The 21348-nt window shown below is 48.1% G+C and carries 28 protein-coding genes; 21 read left to right on the forward strand and 7 right to left on the reverse strand.

From position 1 onward, the window contains the following. The first annotated feature begins 298 nt into the window (after positions 1 to 298). From NF683_RS15840 to NF683_RS15855, 4 genes are all read left to right on the forward strand, one after another. Entirely contained in the window at positions 299 to 757 is a 459-nt protein-coding gene (locus tag NF683_RS15840) for a GNAT family N-acetyltransferase (protein ID WP_089038126.1), read from the forward strand. Positions 758 to 1093: 336 nt separating this feature from the next. Next, the gene (locus tag NF683_RS15845; protein ID WP_125747370.1) at positions 1094 to 1408 is read left to right on the forward strand and encodes a YdeI/OmpD-associated family protein; all 315 of its coding nucleotides are present in this window, start codon (positions 1094 to 1096) and stop codon (positions 1406 to 1408) included. Positions 1409 to 1553: 145 nt separating this feature from the next. Further along, entirely contained in the window at positions 1554 to 1919 is a 366-nt protein-coding gene (locus tag NF683_RS15850) for a cupin domain-containing protein (RefSeq protein ID WP_253920425.1), read from the forward strand. Between the two features lie 225 nt (positions 1920 to 2144). Continuing rightward, entirely contained in the window at positions 2145 to 2918 is a 774-nt protein-coding gene (locus NF683_RS15855; RefSeq protein WP_253920426.1) for a class I SAM-dependent methyltransferase, read from the forward strand. Positions 2919 to 3122: 204 nt separating this feature from the next. Here the strand turns inward: NF683_RS15855 and NF683_RS15860 are convergent, their stop codons facing one another. Together NF683_RS15860 and NF683_RS15865 are read right to left on the reverse strand one after the other, a co-directional pair. After that, positions 3123 to 3665 carry a carbapenem self-resistance protein CarG family protein gene (locus NF683_RS15860; protein ID WP_089038130.1) on the reverse strand — a complete coding sequence of 181 codons (543 nt, stop codon included), beginning with the start codon at positions 3663 to 3665 and terminating at the stop codon, positions 3123 to 3125. Beyond that, entirely contained in the window at positions 3658 to 4479 is an 822-nt protein-coding gene (locus tag NF683_RS15865) for an SUMF1/EgtB/PvdO family nonheme iron enzyme (protein ID WP_253920427.1), read from the reverse strand. Before NF683_RS15865 ends, NF683_RS15860 begins: the two co-directional genes overlap by 8 nt. Before the next feature lie 431 nt (positions 4480 to 4910). On the opposite strand from NF683_RS15865, the gene NF683_RS15870 reads away from it, so the two are divergent. Next, positions 4911 to 5633 (forward strand): DUF4336 domain-containing protein, encoded by a 723-nt coding sequence (locus NF683_RS15870; protein WP_253920428.1) that lies wholly within the window; start codon positions 4911 to 4913, stop codon positions 5631 to 5633. A gap of 89 nt (positions 5634 to 5722) precedes the next feature. Then, positions 5723 to 6178, forward strand: coding sequence for a GNAT family N-acetyltransferase (locus NF683_RS15875; RefSeq protein ID WP_253920429.1), 456 nt, complete (start codon positions 5723 to 5725; stop codon positions 6176 to 6178). Positions 6179 to 6351: 173 nt separating this feature from the next. Here NF683_RS15875 and NF683_RS15880 read toward each other — a convergent pair whose 3' ends face one another. Then, positions 6352 to 6555, reverse strand: coding sequence for a hypothetical protein (locus tag NF683_RS15880; protein WP_198361468.1), 204 nt, complete (start codon positions 6553 to 6555; stop codon positions 6352 to 6354). Positions 6556 to 6703: 148 nt separating this feature from the next. Here NF683_RS15880 and NF683_RS15885 point away from each other — a divergent pair, with 148 nt between their 5' ends. Together NF683_RS15885 and NF683_RS15890 are read left to right on the forward strand one after the other, a co-directional pair. Further along, positions 6704 to 7183, forward strand: a complete 480-nt coding sequence (locus NF683_RS15885; RefSeq protein ID WP_089038134.1) for a RidA family protein — start codon at positions 6704 to 6706, stop codon at positions 7181 to 7183. A 91-nt stretch (positions 7184 to 7274) separates the two neighbouring features. Further along, positions 7275 to 7739, forward strand: coding sequence for a GNAT family N-acetyltransferase (locus NF683_RS15890; protein WP_089038135.1), 465 nt, complete (start codon positions 7275 to 7277; stop codon positions 7737 to 7739). Positions 7740 to 7845: 106 nt separating this feature from the next. Here the strand turns inward: NF683_RS15890 and NF683_RS15895 are convergent, their stop codons facing one another. Further along, positions 7846 to 9006 carry an MFS transporter gene (locus NF683_RS15895; protein ID WP_253920430.1) on the reverse strand — a complete coding sequence of 387 codons (1161 nt, stop codon included), beginning with the start codon at positions 9004 to 9006 and terminating at the stop codon, positions 7846 to 7848. Positions 9007 to 9063: 57 nt separating this feature from the next. Here NF683_RS15895 and NF683_RS15900 point away from each other — a divergent pair, with 57 nt between their 5' ends. From NF683_RS15900 to NF683_RS15945, 10 genes are all read left to right on the forward strand, one after another. Beyond that, the gene (locus NF683_RS15900; protein ID WP_089038137.1) at positions 9064 to 9570 is read left to right on the forward strand and encodes an Lrp/AsnC family transcriptional regulator; all 507 of its coding nucleotides are present in this window, start codon (positions 9064 to 9066) and stop codon (positions 9568 to 9570) included. A 287-nt stretch (positions 9571 to 9857) separates the two neighbouring features. Beyond that, positions 9858 to 10412 carry a cysteine hydrolase family protein gene (locus NF683_RS15905; protein ID WP_089038138.1) on the forward strand — a complete coding sequence of 185 codons (555 nt, stop codon included), beginning with the start codon at positions 9858 to 9860 and terminating at the stop codon, positions 10410 to 10412. Between the two features lie 88 nt (positions 10413 to 10500). Then, positions 10501 to 11118, forward strand: coding sequence for a LysE family translocator (locus NF683_RS15910; protein WP_232471476.1), 618 nt, complete (start codon positions 10501 to 10503; stop codon positions 11116 to 11118). 460 nt (positions 11119 to 11578) lie between these two features. After that, on the forward strand, positions 11579 to 11971 hold the full coding sequence (locus NF683_RS15915) for a TipAS antibiotic-recognition domain-containing protein (RefSeq protein ID WP_089038139.1): 393 nt from the start codon (positions 11579 to 11581) through the stop codon (positions 11969 to 11971). A 379-nt stretch (positions 11972 to 12350) separates the two neighbouring features. Further along, on the forward strand, positions 12351 to 13667 hold the full coding sequence (locus NF683_RS15920; RefSeq protein ID WP_275050941.1) for an MATE family efflux transporter: 1317 nt from the start codon (positions 12351 to 12353) through the stop codon (positions 13665 to 13667). Continuing rightward, positions 13664 to 14098 carry a glyoxalase superfamily protein gene (locus tag NF683_RS15925; RefSeq protein ID WP_089038141.1) on the forward strand — a complete coding sequence of 145 codons (435 nt, stop codon included), beginning with the start codon at positions 13664 to 13666 and terminating at the stop codon, positions 14096 to 14098. Before NF683_RS15920 ends, NF683_RS15925 begins: the two co-directional genes overlap by 4 nt. Positions 14099 to 14353: 255 nt before the next feature. Beyond that, positions 14354 to 14977, forward strand: coding sequence for a peptidase E (locus tag NF683_RS15930; RefSeq protein WP_089038142.1), 624 nt, complete (start codon positions 14354 to 14356; stop codon positions 14975 to 14977). A 34-nt stretch (positions 14978 to 15011) separates the two neighbouring features. Then, a complete protein-coding gene (locus tag NF683_RS15935; protein WP_157698002.1) occupies positions 15012 to 15539 on the forward strand; it encodes a GNAT family N-acetyltransferase in 528 nt (175 codons plus the stop codon). Between the two features lie 54 nt (positions 15540 to 15593). Beyond that, positions 15594 to 15935, forward strand: a complete 342-nt coding sequence (locus tag NF683_RS15940; RefSeq protein ID WP_089038144.1) for a 5-carboxymethyl-2-hydroxymuconate Delta-isomerase — start codon at positions 15594 to 15596, stop codon at positions 15933 to 15935. 88 nt (positions 15936 to 16023) lie between these two features. Beyond that, on the forward strand, positions 16024 to 16389 hold the full coding sequence (locus tag NF683_RS15945) for an SH3 domain-containing protein (RefSeq protein ID WP_089038145.1): 366 nt from the start codon (positions 16024 to 16026) through the stop codon (positions 16387 to 16389). A 168-nt stretch (positions 16390 to 16557) separates the two neighbouring features. On the opposite strand, the gene NF683_RS15950 is transcribed toward NF683_RS15945, so the two are convergent. Continuing rightward, positions 16558 to 17466 carry a LysR family transcriptional regulator gene (locus NF683_RS15950; protein ID WP_089038146.1) on the reverse strand — a complete coding sequence of 303 codons (909 nt, stop codon included), beginning with the start codon at positions 17464 to 17466 and terminating at the stop codon, positions 16558 to 16560. A gap of 104 nt (positions 17467 to 17570) precedes the next feature. Here NF683_RS15950 and NF683_RS15955 point away from each other — a divergent pair, with 104 nt between their 5' ends. Further along, a complete protein-coding gene (locus NF683_RS15955; RefSeq protein WP_089038147.1) occupies positions 17571 to 18689 on the forward strand; it encodes an FAD-dependent monooxygenase in 1119 nt (372 codons plus the stop codon). Between the two features lie 21 nt (positions 18690 to 18710). Next, positions 18711 to 19211, forward strand: coding sequence for an AAA family ATPase (locus tag NF683_RS15960; RefSeq protein ID WP_089038148.1), 501 nt, complete (start codon positions 18711 to 18713; stop codon positions 19209 to 19211). A 151-nt stretch (positions 19212 to 19362) separates the two neighbouring features. Here the strand turns inward: NF683_RS15960 and NF683_RS21450 are convergent, their stop codons facing one another. Further along, the gene (locus tag NF683_RS21450) at positions 19363 to 19587 is read right to left on the reverse strand and encodes a hypothetical protein (protein ID WP_446718652.1); all 225 of its coding nucleotides are present in this window, start codon (positions 19585 to 19587) and stop codon (positions 19363 to 19365) included. Between the two features lie 11 nt (positions 19588 to 19598). Beyond that, positions 19599 to 20120, reverse strand: coding sequence for a glutaredoxin domain-containing protein (locus tag NF683_RS15965; RefSeq protein ID WP_446718653.1), 522 nt, complete (start codon positions 20118 to 20120; stop codon positions 19599 to 19601). Between the two features lie 304 nt (positions 20121 to 20424). On the opposite strand from NF683_RS15965, the gene NF683_RS15970 reads away from it, so the two are divergent. Continuing rightward, complete coding sequence (locus tag NF683_RS15970) at positions 20425 to 21339, forward strand: cation diffusion facilitator family transporter (RefSeq protein ID WP_253920431.1); 915 nt, start codon at positions 20425 to 20427, stop codon at positions 21337 to 21339. Positions 21340 to 21348 lie beyond the last annotated feature (9 nt).

Consider the following 21348-nt stretch of genomic DNA (forward strand, 5'->3'; position numbering starts at 1 on the left):
AGTATTTTTATTGGCCGCGTAAGCGGTCAATATCAAGACCCTGAGCAGTGATACTGCTTTATCTGTCATCGTTGGCTGTTGATGGCTTACAGAAAAAATACCGCAAGGGTATTTCCTTCGGTCGCCTATTGAGGCTTCTCCTGTTAGGTTTGGTCGCCTTTTTAGCTTAGCCAAACGGGCTGGGTTGGGGGATCAGGCTCAAGGAATATCAAGTCGTTGGAAATAGATGTTTGCTCCGTAGGCTGTGTCTGCTCTACAAACGCCAATCAACTCAGGCGTTATGGGCAAGGGAGATAAAATGGAATTTATTTACTTAGAAAGCACGGATGAGTTATACAAAGAAGCATTGGATTTACGGTATGACTTATTTTTCCGAGCTCCTGGTCTTCCGCGAGAAATATTGTTTGATGCACTCGAAAGTAGTAGTTTTCATATCGCTGCAATTGAGAATGGTTCGTTGTGCGCATATGGTCGGCTAAGCGAAGCAATCCCACGAATCTTTAAGATATCTCAGATGGTAGTCCGCCCAGACATGCAAGGGCAGGGTTTAGGCACAAGTGTCCTAACGAAACTGACACATGAAGCGCTTGAAAAGGGAGCTGAAGAAATTTATTTAAATGCTAGGCTACATGCCGTATCAATGTATGAAAAGCTGGGCTTTAAGGTTTCAGGTCAATCCTACGTTGCTAAGAGTACGGGAATTTCTCACATTAAGATGGTCAGGCGCGTCAAAGTTGCCCATAACAAAAGCGTTTAAGACGGATTTTCAACGCTTGGTATTTTGGGTTTGAACTGCTTCAAGTGTTTACGGCACGATGGTTTTGGTAGGATCGGGAAAAACAGATGAGGAGTGGTCAGCATGCCGCGCTTCAAGGCTTATAACCACGATCAGAATGCCATGGGGGATCAACTACCAAGACCAGCTCCCGTCAAGCATCTGTGAACACGCTATATCTGATCGAGCACAAGCTCGACTTGTCCGTTTTCCATCTCCCAGTACCGTAACGACCCGACCGGACGGCTGGCCTACGATCCGGCCATTCTTATGTATTTCGAGCGTTGGCCCGCAAAACCAGAAATTAGGTGATTAAATATGAAGCCAAAACTTTCCGGAGGCCTAGTGCATGAATTGCCCGTTGATTTGGCCGTAGCATTAACTGAAAAAGGCCTCATTAATACTTGGGAAGCCTTATCGGCAATTGGCCGTAATGAGTTTATTTGTTGGGTTGAAGACGCCAAACAAGAGAAAACTAGAGTAAAACGGATAGCTCGAGCTACTGAAGAGCTTCTAGAAGGAAAAAAAAGACCTTGTTGCTGGGTAGGGTGTATACATCGCACTGACAAGAAACCTAGTAAATGGCAACAGGATGTTTTGATAGATAAAAAGAAAAAACCAGTAGCAAAATGAAACTAATGCATAACAAATTGCTCCATTTGATTCAGCGGTCTACGCTCCTTTTTATGCATTCACAATGTTCACTGTTGCACAAAAAATCGCTACAACCGTTGCGTAAATGAGCAAGGCGTTATCGAGAAGGTGGAGGTATACACCAATGCAATCAGACGTAGTTAATTTGTCCGAAAAATTCAGTAAGTTTGCTGAACACTGGTCGCCACGCGTTGTCGCGGAGATGAACGACTATCAGATCAAGCTGGCAAAGTTTCAGGGGGATTTTGTTTGGCATGATCATAAAGATACGGACGAGGTTTTTTTGGTAGTCAAAGGAGCAATGGGCATTGAACTCCGAGATGGTACTGTTCATCTATCCGAAGGAGAGATATATGTTGTTCCCAGGGGTGTGGAGCATCGGCCCTTCGCTGAAGATGAATGCCATGTCCTCCTTATTGAGCCTCAAGGCGTGGTCAATACAGGGGACTCCGGCGGCGAGCTTCGGGCGGAAAATGATGTGTGGATATAGCGATAGGCTATCTTTCGCTAACAATGCCAAACATCGGAGATGTATTTTTCGTTCCGGCTTCATCTCTCTTAAGGTGGACCCTCAAACGTCTGAATTCCAATATTATGACGATTCAGGCAGATAACTCGCTGAGTAAATAAATTAGGGTGATAGGCGGTAGAGGCGGCTCGAAAAGGGGTTTTCTACCGTCTCGTTAAACGATAAAATATACTGTATAGGCGTGAAATGGATTATTTGAGCATAAATAAAGAGGCATGGGACAAAAGAACCAAAGTACACGTTGAATCGTCGTTCTACGATATTGAGTCATTCAAAAATGGTAAATGCTCGTTAAACCCAGTAGAGCTGAAACAGGTTGGAAATGTAGAGGGGAAATCTTTATTACATCTACAGTGTCATTTTGGTCAAGATACCCTGTCTTGGGCTCGTTTAGGTGCAGAGGTCACGGGTGTTGATTTGTCTGCTGATGCAATCGAACAGGCAAACTTACTGAAGCAGTCTTTAGGCTTAAAAGCAAATTTTATCGAAAGTGACGTTGTTCAATTTGGTCGTGAAAACACACAGAAATTTGATATCGTATTTACTTCATACGGAGTTTTGTGCTGGCTATCCAATTTGGCGGATTGGGCACAAACAGTCGCTAAATCATTAAAAACTGGTGGCGAATTTCATCTGATTGAGTTTCATGCTTTTTGCGACTTGTTGTCAGGTTACTCGTACTTCTCTCGCGGTGCCCCTGATGTTGAAGAGGAAGGTACTTATACTGAAAACTGCGATGGCACTAAATCAACTGTGGTGACTTGGTCCCATTCAATGAGTGAGGTTATAAGCGTTTTAATTGGTGCAGGGTTAGCTATAGAGTCTTTCTCTGAGCATCCCTATAGCCCTTATAATTGCTTTGATGGTTTAGAGTTGGTGCCAGACTTAGGGTATCAAATGTTATATAAGGGACAACAGGTTCCATTGGTGTACGCAATTAAAGCACGAAAAATCGCCTAACATGCTGCTCGAAAGCTATTATGTGATTTTCTCGGTTTAGTGTGTACCTTGGGCTAGTTCAGGCGAGGCGAAAAAATCCAGCATACAAGAAGTAGAAGAAGACACTGTTTGACGGGCATCATTGATGCTTACGTGTTCACGTAAGCATCAACCAAGTAATGCTAAGCGTTGTCTAACCGTTACTCAAGGAAATGATTAGGGCGCTCAGTTATTGCCCCGCTTCAGCGCCTCTGCGTCGATTTCCAGGAAAGCCTGCTCGGAAGACTCATGTTGCCCAGTCGACTCAAAAGTCTTCAATAGTGACCACTCATAAAGTGGGGCGCCGGGGTGTTGGCTGGATTGTTGGATACCGTAAACCTCAAACGTAAAAGGCCCAGGCCCAAACAAATCCCTATTCTCAGTATGCTTTTTGGCGACCACTAGAAAAACGCCATTATCGGACTCGAAAAGGCGGTTGTCCCGAATCGTTATGGCGCCGGAGAAAATGCGATGATCTAGCCAAGTGAATGTATCTCGATTGGCTGCTGGTATAATGCTGAGCTCGCCGTTAGGCAAGCGAATGAAGAAGGTCAGCGAATTATTACTATATGACATGTTTCTGTCATATATCGAGGCAATGACATAATCCTCCATACCGTTTCTGTTGAGATCAATACGGTTTACGCCATCGGTTAACTCAAGCTGAGAAAACGCCATGGCATTAGTGCTAAAAAAGTAAACCAGCAGGAAGAATAGGTGCTTACTCATCGACCGCTCTTATTAACCGGAAACCGATATTGGGCATTCCAAACCCCGGAGAATGTACATCACAACCTGATAGCACGTTAGTGACGGCTTGTTGATAACTGCCACCACAAAAATAATACATGGGGATTCCCTGAGCGTAATGGTTTCTTTCATCAATCCACTCCGCCGCGTTACCGCTCATATCGTAAAGATCCAAAGCATTGGGAAGCTTAGAGCCTACGGGCAACGTACCCGATACGGTGCCATCTTCAGAGGGGAAGTTGGCGACTGCTTCTGGTTGTGGACTGCCTGAATGAGGGTAGCCATAGGAGCCGTCTGCAATACCTTCATAGCCACCTCTAGCCGCGACTTGCCATGCAACCATATCAGGTAAACGGTACCCCGATGCTTTAGGCTCCCTTCGTATGCCGGAGCTATCATCGATTTCCGGTATGGCTTTAAGCGGCGCCCCCTCGGTGTCTAGGTAGTAGGGAGTCAGCCCTTGGTATTCGCTTAGGGCATTGGCAAACAAAATGGTATCCCACCAGGTGACATTAACGGCAGGGTGCTGGCCGCTACTCTGGTTGTCTGACCGACAGCCGTCAATTGTGGCGCCATCACAGGCGTCGCCCAATGAATAACCATGCTGGAATGCCCAGGACTGCACTTCCTGATAGAGCCGATACGGTACTTCCGTTTTCATTATCAAGAATGACGGGGTAGAAAGATTGGCATTGCCAGCATAATCTTGGTCGCCGAAAACTGTGCCGACGTAAAAGCTTCCACCCTCTACTTTAGACTCGCCTGGCAAATGAAAACTATTCTGCGCAAACACAGGTGTACAAAAAAGAAAACACAAAATTCCAGCGACATTTTTCAAAATCTAAAGCCTCAGGTCTACTAGCGCTCAATTATATTTTTGGAAAAATACAAGTTTTTCGATTTTTACGTTACGCTCATTGTAGTTAATAATCTGCTTTAAAAGCCATCGCTAATTCATGACGGAAGCAAACCTCCCGTCGCATTGTGGGCTAGTCTTTGGGGAAGCAGAAAACGGTATCTCTGACTAAGGCCTCGCTACTGAGCAGAACAGCGACCGACCTGACATTATCGGTGGCGTTGGCAACAATTGATGCGGAGAATGCCGCCGACGCAGCCTATGCAGGCGTTCGCACCGTTACCTTCAAAGTAAAATCGGTCAAGGAAAGTAAGTAGCAAGGCGTTACTTATCTTGGTTGAAGCAGTTAAAGATGCAGGAGTAAAGCAGTGGAAACATATAAGCCTATACAGGTTCTCAAACCTGTTGCCAAAGATATTTGGATTGTGGATGGGCCACTCATAAAGTTTAAAGGAGTAAGCTTTCCTACTAGGATGACGATTGTTCGGTTATCCTCTGGGGCATTATTTATACATTCTCCGGTCGAGCTTACTCAGCACTTGAAAGAAGAAATTGAAAAGCTAGGAGAAGTTAAACATCTCGTGTCTCCCAACAGAATTCACTACTGGTGGATTGGTGAATGGAAAGCACTATATCCAAACGCAATATCCTGGGCATCTCCTGATTCTCGGGACGCTGCGCGAAAAGCTGGTTGGGAATTTGATAAGGATCTTTCAGATGAGCCAGAAATTGAATGGCGAGGGGATATAGAGCAATTGATCGTTAAAGGGAGCAGGATTTTAGAAGAGGTAGTCTTTTACCATAAAGGTTCTAATACGCTTATCCTTGCTGATTTAATCGAGAACTTTGAGGCTCAAATGGAAAAATCACTAATTATTAGGATATTCATGTGGCTTGCCGGTAATTTGGATCCTGACGGCAAGCTTCCAATTGATTTGCGAATGGCATATATAGGGCGCCATAAGCAATTAAAAAAGGCGATTGATAAAATTCTGGAATGGAGTCCTGATAAGGTAATCATTGCCCATGGTCGTTGGTATGAAACGAATGGTGTTGCCGAATTAAAGCGTGCTTTTCGATGGGTAAAATAATCAATAGCCACACATGAAAAGTCAAGGCTGCCGGAGGCTTCGCGTCACAGCTTGAGGCATTAGCAGTCAGCAGTAAAAAGGAACTTTCAATGGATTTAAAGTATCGCTCAGCTAAATCTGAAGATCTGGAGAGTCTTGTAGCTTTGCTTTCAAATGATCTGCTTGGTAGTCAAAGAGAAGACTCAGCCATTACTTTGAATAGCGCATATATTGCTGCGTTCGAAGCGATTACACGAGACCCAAACAACGAATTGCTTGTCGTTGAGCTGGAAAATTCGCTAGTTGGGGTGCTTCAAATTACATTCATCCCTTATCTTACACATCTAGGTAGTTGGAGCTGCCTTATTGAAGGTGTTCGAATTCATAGCGACTATCGTGCTCAAAGCCTCGGTGAGCAAATGTTTGAACATGCTATAAAGTTGGCAAAAGATAAAGGCTGTACAATAGTTCAGTTGACAAGTGACAAGCAGCGCCAAGATGCAATCAGGTTTTATAAAAAACTCGGATTCAAAGCCACACATGAAGGGTTCAAACTTGTGCTGTAGGTCGCCTGCTAATAAAGGTTCTACTTTGGTAAATTTAAAAAACAAAAAGGGCAGGATTTATTTTTCCCTTCGGGCCAGCTAAAGCTGTCTAAATTCTTTCCAGAAGAATTTGTCATATAAAGGGCATGACCGAGAATGAAAGCAATGCCCTGGTCTTCACAGAAATCAGCGACCTAGTACCAGCAGTGCATGCATTCGACGCCGATCACTAGATCATCCAGGTAGGTTTCGATTAGCCGAAGTAGAGGTTCTGGGCTAGCGGGAATCTCTTTATGTAACAGGGTTTCCCTCTGTTGATTAAGGATGTAGGCATACAGGCTACGGGCATGCAGATCAATTCCACAGTAGTGACGATGAGTGCTACTGTAAAAGTTCATTGAGCCTTCTCCTGTCAGGTTTGGTCGCCTTTTCAGCTTAACCAAACGGTCTGAGCTGAGGGCAGTATCAAAGCATTGCAGCGGACAAACTGCTGAATGCGGCGTTAGATGTCACGGAGCCTCAAAAAGCGGACATAGGGAACTTACAATGCAACCAACTGTGGAAGAACGTCTTCGCTCGCTAGGTCTAGAACTACCCTCCGTCACCAAACCAAGGGGCAACTTTCGTCCCTACGTCATCTCGTCGACCACGCTCTATCTGTCTGGTAAGGGTGCTCCTCTGCGCGAAGACGCAGGCACTGTCCCAAAAGTAGGGGCGGAAGTGTCTGTCGAGCAGGGCCGGGTCTATGCTCAAGAGGTCGGACTGTACCTTCTGGCGCTCATCAAAGAGGCGCTTGGAAGCTTTGAGCGGGTGCAGCGTGTCGTCAAGGTTTTTGGCATGGTGAATGCCGACCCAAACTTTACTTCTCACACGGAAGTCATCAACGGCTGTTCTGACCTACTTGTCGCAGTGCTTGGTGAGCGCGGTGAGCATGCCCGTTCCGCCATTGGTGTTGGCTCATTGCCCAAGGGGTTTGCTGTGGAAATTGAGGCCATCGTTGAGTTCTCACCGCACCGTGACGTCTAACCATTCCATGGGGCGGACACCTTCCAGCGTGCTGCGCCCGCTTCCGGTCGTCACTCATATCAAACGTTAGGCGTAACCTAAGGAGCCAAGCTTGAGAATTGATTATCTTGAAGATGTTCCAGAGTTTGTCTCTCTGCTTGCACCTGCAATGGCAGATCACTGGAGAAATATAATCCCAGGAGAAAGCTACGATCGACGGTACGAGAAGCTGGTTTCTCACAAAAATCGAGACCAGTTACCACTCGCATGGGTAGCGCATGAGAATGGCGTTCCGTTGGGTACGAGTGCTTTGAGAGTTTGTGATTTAGAGGGGCGAGAAGACCTAGCACCTTGGCTTGCAGGAATCTTTGTAATGCCGGGTTACAGAGGCCGTGGAGTCGCAGCTAAACTTTGTGAAGTGGCAGAAAGGAAGGCGTGGGAATGGGGAGTTACGAGATTATATTTGCACACTCCAGACCAGCAAGGGCTCTATCGCAAGCTGGGTTGGCGTAGTTTAGAGCTGGCAGATTGGAATGGTGTTCAGACAGAAATTATGATCAAAGATCGTGAAGCCTAACAAGTCGCAGCTATTCACCGTGCCACTCCTCGACCGCGTTCTGTATGGCGGTATCACGGAGGAGTTGCTTTTACGGTTGGGGCTTATGACGGTACTCATTTGGAGGTTATTCGGCCTTCAAACTGAGCAATACGCCAATCACAATGAAGACGGCGGCAAGAGCGGACACCGAGGTAAAGCCTGCGACAGCATAGATTGGGCTCATAACCAGTGGCCCGGCAAAAACCGCTGAATAAGTTACTGCCGTGTTAAGTCCCATCACAGTGCCTCGCGCTTCTGCGGCGTGCTGGTTCAACGAAACGACCAATGCATTCAGCCCCAACTGGTTTAGCGCTCCCCAAATAAAGGCTGCTATAAGCGCGACTAGTCGAATGCCAAGTGCAAAATGCCAGCATGCATAACTTATTGCGATGCTGAACAGTACCAATAAGATATAACGATGTGTGATCTTTGGCGCGACGATCCCAAGCCCAATACCAACCAGACCAAACCCTAGTCCATAAGCCACTACAAATGCTCCGACACCTTCTGCTGAAAGGTGAAAAGCCTGCCGCATACCTTCGCCAAAAAAAGCAAAACTACCGTAAAAGGCGGTCATATAGGTAAACATCACCAAAAGCAGCCGCGTCACGCCCGGCAGCCGTAGTGCCCGCCAAGGAGGTGTACGTAATACAACACCACCGCGAACACCATGCAGACCCGTCACCAGCCCTAGGGCGGTCAGCACCGAAAGCCCGGCTAGCAGCGCATAGACCATTCTCCATCCGATCCTTTCGGCAATGAAGGCTGCCAATGGCACTGTCAATACCAGAGAAAGCGCCCAACCAGTAAGCACAATACCAAGTCTTGACACTTCACGTCCCTTCGGGGCTGTCGCCACGGCCGTAGCATAGGCACCAGGCAGAAGAACACCGACCGCCATCCCCGCAACCGCCTGCGACAAGCAAAGCCAAATCCAGTTCTGACTTGATCCGCTTGATGCCTGCGCTAACCCCAACAGTAACGCGGCACTGCCCAAGACCCACCCGGCTGGCGCCCTGTCTATCAGCCCTGAAAGAGTCAGGGCCGAAATTGCGGTGGCCGCGCCAAAGGCAGAGATCGACCAAGCGATACGATAGGGTTCCGTTGCCAGCCCCTGGGCTACTTCCGAGAGGATTGGGGTCAGAACAAAGGCATTCGATCCAACAAGGAGAACGCCAGAAAGCAAAGCGATTACCTGGATTAACCTAATGCCGTTCGAAATAGTACCGTTTTTGTAATATGTCATATAGCAGTATCCTAGCTTTTGGTGCGGCTAAAGCAATTGAACTAGGGGATTGTGGCGATGAAAACGAATGGTATACGGCAAGGCACCTCGTATAGGTCAGGTCTTGACCGCATTGACCGAATGTTATTAAGGCTGCTCGCCGAGCGGGCGGATCGGTCTTATGTCGAACTGTCTGAACAAGTCCATCTATCGCCTCCGGCGGTGCATGAACGTGTAAAACGCCTGCGCCGCGAAGGAGTTATTCGGGGGACAGTGGCGAAGCTTGATGGCGAAAAAATCGGTTGCCCACTCTTATCCTTCATTCACGTCACGACCGAGGGCGGAGACATAACGGAATCCATCCTTGCCCTGCGGAAACTGGCCGATGTGGAAGAGATTCACACGGTTACAGGTGATACCTGCCTGATCCTTAAGTTGCGCTGCTCTGGGCCCGCCGGCCTTGAAAAGCTTCTGTCCCAGCTTCAGAAGATCAAGGGAGTACATTCAACCCACAGCTATGTTGTGCTTGGCACCTATCTGGAACGAGGACCGATGCCAGAGCTGCATTTCGAGCGAGATGAATGATGGAAAGGGCGACTCAGCCCAACCGCTGACAACCAGGCGGTAGTGAAACAGCTTGTGCGGCAAGGCCGATCCTGCAATGGTCACCGTTTCTCTAACCCAGGTGAAGCCAGCAATGCCCAGCTCTCCAGGCTTGTGGGCCGGGATAAACATGACCGGTTGGGCGGGTCAGTGTTATCGGAAAGGTCGATGCCACAGTAGTGACTATGAGTATCAAGGCGTTTCACACGGATAAATTACTCGCTACGCTTCTAATTTACTGATGAGCACAGCGTTAGAGATGAAAACTCATGAATAAAGAAACCGTCGCCCTTTTAATTATCGACATGCAGAAGGGCATGAGCAGTCCGGCTGTTGGAGAACGGAACAACCCAGATGCCGAAAGCAATATCAAGTATCTGCAGACTGCATGGAGAAAGAGCGGATTCCCGATCATCCACATTCGACATATCTCTCGAACTCCCGGCTCTCCATTTTGGCCGGGTCAGCCTGGCGCAGAGTTTCAAGAGGCGTTGGCGCCGCTAGCTGGCGAGCACGTAGTGGAGAAAAATGTCCCAGATGCGTTCGTTCATTCAGGGCTCGAAAGATGGTTGCATGTGCGGGGCATACGGCAAGTGGTGATAGTCGGGGTGAGCACCAATAATTCGGTGGAGGCGACTGCGCGCACGGCAGGTAATCTCGGGCTCAAAGTATATGTCGTGGCGGACGGTACATTCACCTTCCCAAAAACGGATTATTCAGGTGTCCTGCGGTCTGCAAGCGAGGTTCATGCTATGTCTCTCGCCAACCTGGATGGAGAGTATGCGTCTATTCTTCGCACTGAACAGGCACTGGATTTGTTCTAACACTGCTAACCACCGCGACGGCTACTAAACGTCTGCGCCTCCATTTCGTAGCCGCGCGTGCTGATCGGCGTTAAGCCCAGGAATTACTATGAGTTTAGTCGAAATATTAGCTCTGTTTACAGTGATGTCAGCTTTAGCGCTAGTTCCCAGCACTAGTGTCGCCTTGGTCGTTGCTCGCGCTTCTTCTGCCGGATTCTCGAACGGCTGTGCCGTGGCGGCGGGAATTGTAGTCGGTGATCTTATCTTTGTATTGCTAGCTGTTTTAGGGATGACTGCGCTGGCAGACGTTGTGGGTAGCTTTTTCTTGATATTGAGGTATTTGGCAGGCGCGTATTTGATCTGGTTTGGTATAAGTCTCATGAGATCGAAAGCTCCATTGCAGGTGGAGTATTCCGGCCGGTCAGCATCGAAATTATCAGCAAGCTTTTTCTCTGGCCTACTCCTCACTCTTGGTGATGTAAAAGCTATATTTTTCTACGCGAGCTTGTTCCCTACTTTTGTTGATTTGGCCACTATCCGGACATTGGATATCGCAGCAATTGCGATGATAACCATAGTCGCCGTGGGTGGTGTCAAATTAGGCTATGCATATTTCGCGGGGGCCGTTGCGTCATTTGTCATTAACCATAGAGCAGAACGAGCAGTTAAAGTGACGGCTGGTGGTTTAATGGTTGGAGCCGGATCGTATCTGATAGCAAAGGCTTAACATCTATGAATCTGATCGTTTGTGCGGACGAAACCCGGTTTTTGGGTTTTCGGGCCGGTCATGGAGAAGGTCTTGATGAGCTGACTCGGCAGATATAAACCAACCACAGTCGAAAACTGGACGTGCGCCGAAATGAGCTTCATAGAACTTCCAAGTTTTCGATAGTTTGTGAGTGATAATGGTCAAGCTCGCGGATTGAATGACCATAAAGCTTCCCCTCATAGATGGTTTAGTTATTCAGGCTTGATAAGGCAATTTAGTGCATAGTGAAGGTGGGTGTTTTGAATATTTCGGCCAAGTGTGGCCGGACGTAGAAGCATCTTTTAGCTTAGCTAAGAAAACTGAGTCAAGTGAGAAGGCTCAATGAGAATAAAATTCATGCAATCGATAAGCGTATGATGGCGAGTATTATGTGAAAATCTGAATTGGTCGTTTTTACTTTATTGGAAATAGGGAAAGTATGTACATAAATGAGTTAAGTGAAAAATTTCGCGAAGAATGTAGAGTCGCATTGAGCGAAGAACAAACAAAGAGTCTATCGGAAACGAATAACTGGTCTCATGTAGATCGAGCTAAAGTACATTCTGACTGGGACGTTCTTTATAAAAAGATGGTTTCTCATGTAGATGCTGCTGATCCTAGCAATGAAGGTGTTCAAAAGTTGATAGCTGAACACTATGAAATAGTCAGCCGCTTCTACGTTCCTAGTGAAAAAGCATATATTGGAATGGCGCTGTTTTACGGTGAGAATGAAGGTATGAAAATATTCCATACTGAGTACCATTCAAACATGATCAACTTTGTGGGTGATTCAATCTGCTTCTACGCGTATCAGAAGTTGAAAAACACATAACAAGCAAAGGCAGGCGGATACTTCGGGCGTTATTATTTGCCCCTTAACCCTCGAGGAGGTAGGGCTATAAAAACTTCAAAGCTAGATATCTCGTTACGACTAGGCTGATGCCTTCCTGCTTGACATATGCGTTGGTAAGGTCCTAAAGTCTGCGGCTAAAGGTATCGGGCACCTGCCGCCTGCAGACGCAAGTCACGGTGAAGCCCGACGGTACGAACATACTCACTCTCGAAGCATTTCGTAGGTGGGCAATGCAGGCCCCCATCAAGAACGAAATGCCTCATTTGAGGAGTGAATGATGTCGTCCCGACACTCACCTGACAATCGTTTTTTGATTGCCCCCATAGGGCGAACTTTCTTAGCTAATGCATTTCCAATGATGCTCGTCATGACAATGAACGGGCTGCTGAATGTTGTCGACGCCACTTTTTTAGGGCACTTCGTCGGCACCAATGCCTTAGCTGCCGTCAGCATCGTCTTTCCGGCCTTTATGATCACCGTTGCCCTGTCGACTCTTGTCAGCGGTGGTATGTCGAGTCTTCTGGCCCGTCACCTGGGCGCGGACGCAAGAGATCAGGCTGCGGCAGTCTTCACCCGAGCACATGGGTTGGCACTCTGTATCTCACTCACTCTGATCGTGATCTTCCTGGTAGGAGGGCGTGCCGCCGTTGGCTACTTGACGGATGGGCAGAACGGCATCACTGGGATGGCCCACACTTATCTATCGATCATGATCTATGCGACGCCGTTACAGTTCCTGCTTGGGCTGCATGCGGATGCATTGCGCAATGAGGGCCGGGCGGGGTTCATTGCGCTAATGTCGGTTGGGGTGACGCTTGCTAATATTGCATTGAACTATGTGCTGATCGTTATTTTTGACCTCGGCGTCGCCGGGTCAGCCTGGGGCACGGTGCTAGCCCAGGGCCTGGGCTTGGGGCTATTGATTGGCCTGCGTGTGCGTGGAGACGGATTACTGCCGCTTTCATCGCTCGGCAGATATCGCTGGTCTGGGGGCTGGCGCCCTATACTAGCCCTTGGGGCACCTCTCAGTCTCAGCTTCATCGGTATCGCGCTTGTCTCGGCGACTCTGATCGCAACCCTGCGGCTGACAGCAGAGGTTGGCTATGCCGACACTATCGCGGCCTACGGGATCGTCACTCGGATCTTCAGCTTCATCTTTCTACCCTTGATGGCTATCGCGCTCGCAACCCAGAGTATTGTCGGGAACAATGTCGGCGCGGGGCTCTACCTTCGGTCGGATGCTGTACTGCGACTCGCACTCGGCACAGCACTGTTTTATTGCGTTGCAGTTGAGATCATTCTGCTCGGCAGCAGCCACTATATTGGGGCGGGCTTTGTCCGGGAACCCGTCGTAGTGGCCCAAGTGGGAGCGATCCTGCGTCCGATGATGTATTTTTACTTCGTCGTTGGTCCGCTTCTAGTACTAGCGCTCTATTTTCAAGCGGTGGGACAGCCGGGGAGAGCAGCGATTCTGACGTTAACCAAACCTTTCTTACTGAGTCCGGCACTGATTGTTGCGCTTGGGTTCACCAAAGACGCCGAGGCGATTTGGTTCGCGTTTCCAATTGCCGATGGCCTCATGGCTAGTCTTGCAGTTGTCATCGTGATTGCCAGCCTGAAACGGCATACCACCGGCTCCGGATTCGGGCTGGCAATACAGGGAGAACCGACATGAGCCTGAAAACGCTCGCGGAAGCCAAGGCGCAGGCAAAATCGCTGCGCCAAGCGCTTGCCGCTGCAGGAACACAGATTAGTCACGCTCAAGCGCTGGAGCTCATCGCCCAGCAAAACGGGGTGCGGGACTGGAACACGCTTTATGCTCGGCTGTCAGGTGCCGAACCAACGCCCTTCAATATCCATGAAGAGGTTCGTGGCCAGTACCTGGGGCAAAATTTTAGCGGCCGGATTGTTGCGATATCTAAGGTGGGAAAAAGCTATAGGCTTTCGATACAGCTGGACCAGCCAATCGATACCGTCCAATTTGCGAGCTTCTCCAACATGCGCCGTCGTATTAGGGGCGTCATTGATCAAGAAGGTCGGTCACCACAAAAGACGTCGGATGGCACGCCGCAATTAATCGTCGAGCCTCTCGTGCGCCGCAGGTAAATAGCGCCGGCACTTCAACCAGGTAATGTGGGCGGGAGTTGCGAACCGTCCACACCTCTACCTAGGTATGTTTGAGCGCACGCTACATTACCTGATCGAATAAAAGTTAGACTTATCGGTTTTCCATCCGAAGTATCGCAATGATCTTTACCCAAAACTAACCAACATGGAAGGTGGTAGATAGGGCTCGGAAATGGATTTTCTACAGCCTGTTAAGCCTCTATAATGACAGCATTTAGACAATAAGGAAGTCGAATGAAAAACATGTTTTTAACTTCATCTTTCGTAGATGTTGCCGATCTATTTGTGAAATTTACCAGCGCAAAATGTGTAGGAAAAACGGTTACGTTCATTCCTACTGCAAGTCTAGTCGAAGAGGTCAATTTTTATGTGGCCGCAGGCAGAGAAGCACTCGAGAAGTGTGGGCTAATTGTTGATGAGCTTGAGATTTCAACTGCTCCAAGTGAAGAGATAAACAGCAAGCTTCAAAAAAATGACTATATCTATGTCACTGGTGGAAATACTTTCTTTTTACTTCAAGAATTGAAGAGAACTGGTGCAGATAAAATCATAAAGGAACAAATAAGTTCAGGGAAAATGTATATCGGAGAGTCTGCAGGCTCTATCGTTATGTCACCTAACATCGAATATGTGAAAGACATGGACGATTTCACGGCGGCACCTAGTGTAGTCTCTTTTTCATCATTAAATATGGTTGATTTTTATCCGGTACCACACCATACCAACGCTCCTTTCAAGCAAGTCGTTGAAAGCATAATCACTAGCTATGATGAAAAAATAGACCTTTGCCCAATTAGTAATACGCAAGCAATTATCATCAATGGCGATGAGTTTGACGTCTGGACGGCCAAAACTTAACTAGACACAGCTGTTCGCTGACTGTGGTTACGAGGTGCTTGTTCCTCGCGCCGCTAAGCTTATTATAGAAGAACAAGGAAGTCGTAAATTGCCTGTCCGTAAAGCTAGGGAAGCTGATCTGAAAGCCATTTTCCAGCTTTCTAATGAGATCAATAGCATTCACTATTCGCATATGCCGCATGACTTTGCGAAGCCAGATGGAAGTAATCGTGATGAGCCATATTGGCGGGGATTCATGAATGTGGGTGACTCTGCGGTTTTCGTGACGGAGGACAATGGCGTATTAACAGGCGTCGTGGCTGTGTCGGTATCAACTTCAACGCCATACCCATTTCTGACTTCTCGGCCCCGTGGGCACGTAGCCACAATAGTAGTGGCCGAAAGCCATCGTGGAAGGGGGCTAGGCCGCGAGCTTATGTCTGCTGCTGAAACTTATGCAAAAGAGAAAGGTGCTGAGGATATCAAGCTAGAGGTAATGGAGTTCAATGCGGACGCTTTAAATTTCTATAGAGAATTGGGCTATGGAAACTTTTCGTTCCGCCTTTCAAAGCCTTTGCCCTGACAAGCGCAGTAATGGCGGCGGCAGTTCCTTGGGGTTTATATTTTGGAGTAGTTCGTGCCACATTGCATTGTTGAGCATTCCGCATCACTGGACGGTGAGTTGATATTACCATTGGTATTTTCAGGTGCCATGACGTCAGCGCTATTTGAGGCAGATGGTAGTGATATAAAAGTCAGATCAATCGCTTACCAAAGCTACCTGACGGGGCAGGCAACGTCTGAGTTTGTGCATGTGGTGTTAAAAATTCTGTCAGGTAGAACCCTTGCCCAAAAGCAAATGCTTTCAAGATCGGTATTAGCGCAATTGCAAACACTTGAGCTTCCACGTTGCTCGTTAACCGTCGAGGTTGTGGATATTGAGCGTGCCAGTTATTCAAAGTGGGTGAGTGAGTCATAGCAAGGTGAGGTATGCGCGACCTGCGGCCATTGTAATGCTCACAAGTTCGCATATCTGAAATGGGCGTTAATCAGAGTTAGAGAGCCATATGAGCATCAAGGAATATCTCGTTGTTAGTTCACATGAAAGTGAGTTTCCTAACCCAATCACTTTCAGAAAAGGTGACCCTCTTGTTGTTGGCGAGGAGTATGAGGGAGCTGAAGAGTGGGATAACTGGTTTTTCTGCAGTTCTCCCGGGCAGGAACCAGGCTGGGTGCCTGGGCAAGTTATTGAGCGACTAGGAAATTCAGTGGGGCGTGCACTTGATGACTACACAGCTAGAGAGCTTAATGTGCGGGAAGGTGAGCGACTAACTGGCGCAAGAATTTTGAATGGATGGCTATGGTGTGAAAAATCTACCAGCAAAGAATCAGGGTGGGTTCCATTAGAGAATTTGCAAGAGGTTGAAGAGTAGTCGCGGTGCTGGCAATGCCATCAATTTGCCGCCGGACGCTTGTTCCTCGCATCGTTTATGATGGTAGCCCAGTCGCAGGCTTTAGGGTGCGGCTATAAGCGTAACTACCATGCATATGTCTTCAGGCTGACGTTGAGTAGCAGGTGGAAGCTGATATAGAGGAGGTCATCACGAGACTTTATTTCCATCTGAATCAAGATCCACAATTGCTAATCTTAGGTGTTCCAAAAATACTCTCACTTTTTCCAGCGGGTATTTTTTTCCCGAGTAAAACGCATATAACACGAGATCCTCTGGCTGGCAGTTAAGATCAATCTTGATAAGCGATCCATTTTCTATATCTGCTTGGCATGCATGAGTGGGTAAAATAGCAAAGCCAAGTCCCTTCAGCGCGGCAGCTTTAGCCATGTAGCCACTGTTGACCTTATAGCTGGATTGCACCTGAATGGTCTGGTTATGCTTGAATCGCCAGGGCATGCCTTGCAGGACAGACAGGCTGGTAATGCAGGGCGCTTTGCTCAGTTCATCCAGTGAGCTCGGCAATCGGTGATGCTCAAGAAGCTGCGGCGCGGCAACTACGCAACTCGGCCAGCGTTGGATTTCTTTAGCGACCCAGCCAGAATCCTCCAATGGCCCTCTACCGAAACGTAATACTAGATCGAACCCTTCTAACAAGCCTTCCGAAGGGTTTAATTGGGTGTCGCAGCTTAGTTGTATTTGAGGATGCTGGAGGCAAAAATTTGCGGTGATTTCGGCCAGAAAGGGGAGGTCAGGCATGATGATCTTAAGGTGGCCGGATAAAGAGTCACCATGCAGTGAGGCTTCTTCAAGTGCGTCATTCATTGCTCGTGTGAGCGGCGTGATAGCTTGATAAAGTTGCTTGCCTGCAGCGGTTGGTATCATCTTGCGGGTGGTGCGCTCCAATAGTCGCAAGCTAAGTTGTTGCTCCAATAACGCGACATGGCGGCTGACATTGGATGTTGGCAATTGAAGCTGCTCCGCTGCACGCTTAAAGCTCAGCTGTTCATATACCGCCTGAAAGCTCAGTAGCCATTGAAGCTCGATTTTTTCAATCATAGATTCTCTCATAAAATGGGATTAATAACGCAATAATAGCGTGTTTATCCCCGAGAGTGGCTTTGTGACAATCTCTACCGAATTTAACTATTGAGGTAGGGTCGATGAAAAACACTAATCGTATTGCCATTGTTGGTGCAGGGGTTGCTGGAATAGCGCTGGCAATACTCGCCACACAACAAGGCTATCAAGTGAGCGTGTATGAGCGTGACAGTAAGGTCTCGTCCATTGGTGCTGGCGTGACTTTATGGCCAAATGCAATTTTTGTTCTGCAACAGATGGGGGTGGAAAAAGAGCTAAAACACCTGGGTGGTGCTCCCCGTTTAATGCGTCAGTTTGATCAATTTGGCGTTTGGCAGGGTGAGCTTGATATTGAGGAAGTGAACCTGCGGAGTGGCTTCTCCAGTATAACAATATTGCGCCGTGATCTTATGGGCATACTGGCCAAGAGGTTGGATGATTTGGGGGTAAAAATACACCTTGGTTGCCCAATGACGGCGCAGGATATTGACCGATTAAAGCAAGAGTTTGACGTGGTGGTAGGAGCCGATGGGAGAATGAATTCGGTGGTGCGTCACACGCTATATGCCGAAAAGGTGAGCCCCCGTTATCAAGGATTCATTAATATCATTGGTATCAGTCAGTTGAATGAAGGTGTTTTAGATAACGCCATCCATGATTTTCGTGGCTTGGGTGAGCGGTTTGGAATTGTCCCTATGAATAATGGGCTATGTTTCTGGGCTGGCGCATGGAATGCCGATATTGATAAACAACGGCCCTTATCTGCTTGGTATGATGAGCTGCATCAGCGTTTTCGCTGCTGGCCTGACCCGGTACGCAACGTGCTGAAATTCTATGATGCAGCATCGCTCAATCGCATTTTTGTTCATGATCTTGATCCCCTGCCTTATTGGCATCAAGACAATGTTGTCATTATTGGAGATGCGGCCCATGCGTCTTTACCAACATCTGGGCAGGGAGCATGTCAAGCGCTGGAAGATGCGTGGCATCTTGTCAGGCTTTTGGGAGAGCAAGGTGAGTTGGAAAGTGTTCTGACAAGTTTTTATCAGCAGCGAATCGTTAAGACGTCCTCAGCTCAAACCGTTGGAAGACAGGTGGCCGAGAGAATTTTTGGAACACAACTTGCGTCTCAGCCAGCGACTTTAGGCATTTCTGCTGAGCAATTAAGCCTGTTATGGATGCAGGGATTAGAAACGCAGTAGGCGTAGTTAAAGGAGTAAGAAATGAGTTCTTATGGAACGTTAATATTTTTCTGCGGAAAGATGGGCGCTGGAAAAAGCACGCTGTCTGCCAGCATTGCGCGTGAGCGCGGCGCCGTGCTGCTTTCAGAGGATGACTGGTTATCTGCTCTTTTTCCTGGCGAAATCAACGATTTCAACGACTACATCAGCTACTCGTCACGCCTTAAGCCATTGCTTAGGGAACACGTTGAGCAAATACTTTTGGCAGGCACCACTGTGGTTCTAGATTTCCCCGGCAATACCAGGAAGCAAAGGGCATGGTTTAAGGATATCTACTCGCCACGCGGGATACCCCACGAACTGTACTATGTGATGGCAGAAGACGAGGTTTGTCTAAAACAGCTGAAACAGCGCCAAAGGGAGCAGCCTGAGCGGGCGAGCTTCGATACCGAGGAGGTTTTCAGGATGGTAACGGGCTACTTTGAGCCTCCCGAAGAATCAGAGGGATTCAATGTCCAGGTTGTCGAGCGGGCGTTGACATAACGTCCGTGCTGTTTATCTAGATGCGTTTGGTGCCGTTTTATCTGCATTCGTGGGCCGACGTCCCTCCTTGGTTGAATTAGCTGAATACAACCTGAATATAGTCCAGTTAATTATCTGCCCCAGATTACGCTTTAGCGTAAGAAAGGTAGGCTTAACTTACCAACATGCGTAATGGTATCCACAGACCCATGGCGATCATTACCAGATTTTCGGTTAACGATACAAAGCCCAGCGGCACATTACTGTTTCCGCCTACGCAGGCACACTTCAGCTCCCGCTTGTCGATATACACGGCTTTAAACACAGAGACGGCACCTACCGTACCAACAAAGAGGGCAAGCGGCGCGGCGAACCAGGTTAATGCCCCGGCCAGCATAAGCAGGCCAGCTAGTGTTTCGGCATAGGGTAAACGTAGCTGTAGGGCACATAGCGCTGAGCCAGCAAATCGTAGTTCAAAAACATATTGCTGAAACTTTCGACATCCTGCAGTTTTTGTAGGCCAAGTAGCACCATAGCGGTAGCCACTGCATATTCCGGCATGCGCGCTGTGAGAAACGAACCCTGGACGGCCCAGCTAATCGATAGACCTATTAGTAGAGCGACGGCAAAAATCGCCAGCACGGGCCGATAAGTCTTTTCTTTTGAATTGGAAACGTTCAAACCTAAGTGTTTGCGTAGTTCTTCATAGCCTCCAATGCGGCTATCACCGATGTATACCTGGGGCGTGGTGTCGACGTTTTCTTGAGCCTTGAACGCGTCTATCTGATCACGGGAGGTTAACGTATGATCGTCAACCTCAAAGCCTTTACGCTTGAGTAGATCAACCGTTTTCAAACCGAACGGGCACATATGCTCGGCGGTTTTCATCCGGTAAACCCGTGCAGAGGTAGTAGGTGTTGACCTTGGCATTGTGCCTCCTTTGTTAAAAACATGGTGTTAATTAAAAGCATAGAACCTTTGTGCCGCACACAGGCAAGAGTTGTTGTCACTGCTTTCTTATACGGTATTAATCTGAAACGAGTCTGAACCCAGCGGGCAGAATATGATCCATAGCAACTTTTTTTCATTTTTCAATAGGTTACAAGGCTTTACCTTGAGGCAGCGGATGTTCTTCCCAATCCAGCGGTGCAGATAGACAGTGCGCAAGGGTTGAAGCTTTAGTTGCTAGAGGTTTTATAGTACCGAGAACAGATAGTTCTAGAGAGAGTAGCCGATGGGACATTATCATGATCATTCCCACATTGATCCTGCCTCTGGCGACCGGCGTGTCAGCATTTCCATATGGGCCAATGGACTCTTAACCATCGCTCAAATTGTCGGTGGCGTTATGGCGGGAAGCCTATCTCTGATCGCGGATGCATTACATAACTTATCTGACATGGCAGCGCTAGTTATTGCCTTTGCCGCTCGTAAAATCGCCAGGCGGCCCGCCGATGCGTACATGACCTTTGGCTATGGCCGCATCGAGATAGTGGCAGCACTCATCAACTACACCACCCTCATTATTGTCGGCGTCTATCTGATTTACGAAGGCGCTATGCGGATGATCGATCCTCCTGAGATAGAGGGATGGACGATCGTGATTATTGGTGGCGTCGCGCTTGTCGTTGATGCTCTTACCGCCGTGCTCACTTGGTCAATGCAAAAAGAGAGTGTCAATATCCGCGCTCTTTTTCTGCATAACTTATCGGATGCGTTTGCTTCCATCGCCGTGATTATCGGAGGTTCGCTTATTTTGCTGTATGACATGCGCTGGGTAGACCCCGCGATCACCATAGGAATTGCGCTATATATTCTTTACCTCGCTTTCTCTGAAATTGGTGGTCCTATCCGTACGCTAATGCTGGGTTCTCCCCCGAACATTGACGGGAAGGCTGTCGTTGAAGCGGTGCAAGATATCGACGGAGTCCAGGATATTCACCACGTGCATCTATGGCAGATGCAGGAAAATACAGTAGCCCTTGACTGCCACGTGGTTCTGACAGAAGCCGGTTGGCAGCAGCTTGAATCCGTCAAAGCAGAGATCAAGGAGGAGTTGAAAACGCGCTTCAGTATTGCTCATTCCAGCCTAGAGTTTGAGCATAGCGACCACGCGCATCAAAATGCCAATCTATATGGGCATGAGTGATAGACCGAG

Origin of the sequence: Halomonas sp. MS1, from assembly GCF_024182575.1 — a bacterium.
Classification (GTDB): domain Bacteria; phylum Pseudomonadota; class Gammaproteobacteria; order Pseudomonadales; family Halomonadaceae; genus Vreelandella.

Coding starts and splice junctions, on each gene's coding strand:
- NF683_RS15840 (WP_089038126.1), top strand. CDS start 299: ATGGAATTTATTTACTTAGAAAGCACGGATGAGTTATACAAAGAAGCA.
- NF683_RS15915 (WP_089038139.1), top strand. CDS start 11,579: ATGTACATAAATGAGTTAAGTGAAAAATTTCGCGAAGAATGTAGAGTC.
- NF683_RS15895 (WP_253920430.1), bottom strand. CDS start 9,006: ATGACATATTACAAAAACGGTACTATTTCGAACGGCATTAGGTTAATC.
- NF683_RS15920 (WP_275050941.1), top strand. CDS start 12,351: ATGCTCGTCATGACAATGAACGGGCTGCTGAATGTTGTCGACGCCACT.
- NF683_RS15930 (WP_089038142.1), top strand. CDS start 14,354: ATGAAAAACATGTTTTTAACTTCATCTTTCGTAGATGTTGCCGATCTA.
- NF683_RS15885 (WP_089038134.1), top strand. CDS start 6,704: ATGCAACCAACTGTGGAAGAACGTCTTCGCTCGCTAGGTCTAGAACTA.
- NF683_RS15880 (WP_198361468.1), bottom strand. CDS start 6,555: ATGAACTTTTACAGTAGCACTCATCGTCACTACTGTGGAATTGATCTG.
- NF683_RS15955 (WP_089038147.1), top strand. CDS start 17,571: ATGAAAAACACTAATCGTATTGCCATTGTTGGTGCAGGGGTTGCTGGA.
- NF683_RS15860 (WP_089038130.1), bottom strand. CDS start 3,665: ATGAGTAAGCACCTATTCTTCCTGCTGGTTTACTTTTTTAGCACTAAT.
- NF683_RS15925 (WP_089038141.1), top strand. CDS start 13,664: ATGAGCCTGAAAACGCTCGCGGAAGCCAAGGCGCAGGCAAAATCGCTG.
- NF683_RS15950 (WP_089038146.1), bottom strand. CDS start 17,466: ATGATTGAAAAAATCGAGCTTCAATGGCTACTGAGCTTTCAGGCGGTA.
- NF683_RS21450 (WP_446718652.1), bottom strand. CDS start 19,587: ATGCTGGCCGGGGCATTAACCTGGTTCGCCGCGCCGCTTGCCCTCTTT.
- NF683_RS15970 (WP_253920431.1), top strand. CDS start 20,425: ATGGGACATTATCATGATCATTCCCACATTGATCCTGCCTCTGGCGAC.
- NF683_RS15845 (WP_125747370.1), top strand. CDS start 1,094: ATGAAGCCAAAACTTTCCGGAGGCCTAGTGCATGAATTGCCCGTTGAT.
- NF683_RS15855 (WP_253920426.1), top strand. CDS start 2,145: ATGGATTATTTGAGCATAAATAAAGAGGCATGGGACAAAAGAACCAAA.
- NF683_RS15900 (WP_089038137.1), top strand. CDS start 9,064: ATGAAAACGAATGGTATACGGCAAGGCACCTCGTATAGGTCAGGTCTT.
- NF683_RS15850 (WP_253920425.1), top strand. CDS start 1,554: ATGCAATCAGACGTAGTTAATTTGTCCGAAAAATTCAGTAAGTTTGCT.
- NF683_RS15960 (WP_089038148.1), top strand. CDS start 18,711: ATGAGTTCTTATGGAACGTTAATATTTTTCTGCGGAAAGATGGGCGCT.
- NF683_RS15905 (WP_089038138.1), top strand. CDS start 9,858: ATGAATAAAGAAACCGTCGCCCTTTTAATTATCGACATGCAGAAGGGC.
- NF683_RS15875 (WP_253920429.1), top strand. CDS start 5,723: ATGGATTTAAAGTATCGCTCAGCTAAATCTGAAGATCTGGAGAGTCTT.
- NF683_RS15910 (WP_232471476.1), top strand. CDS start 10,501: ATGAGTTTAGTCGAAATATTAGCTCTGTTTACAGTGATGTCAGCTTTA.
- NF683_RS15965 (WP_446718653.1), bottom strand. CDS start 20,120: ATGCCAAGGTCAACACCTACTACCTCTGCACGGGTTTACCGGATGAAA.
- NF683_RS15945 (WP_089038145.1), top strand. CDS start 16,024: ATGAGCATCAAGGAATATCTCGTTGTTAGTTCACATGAAAGTGAGTTT.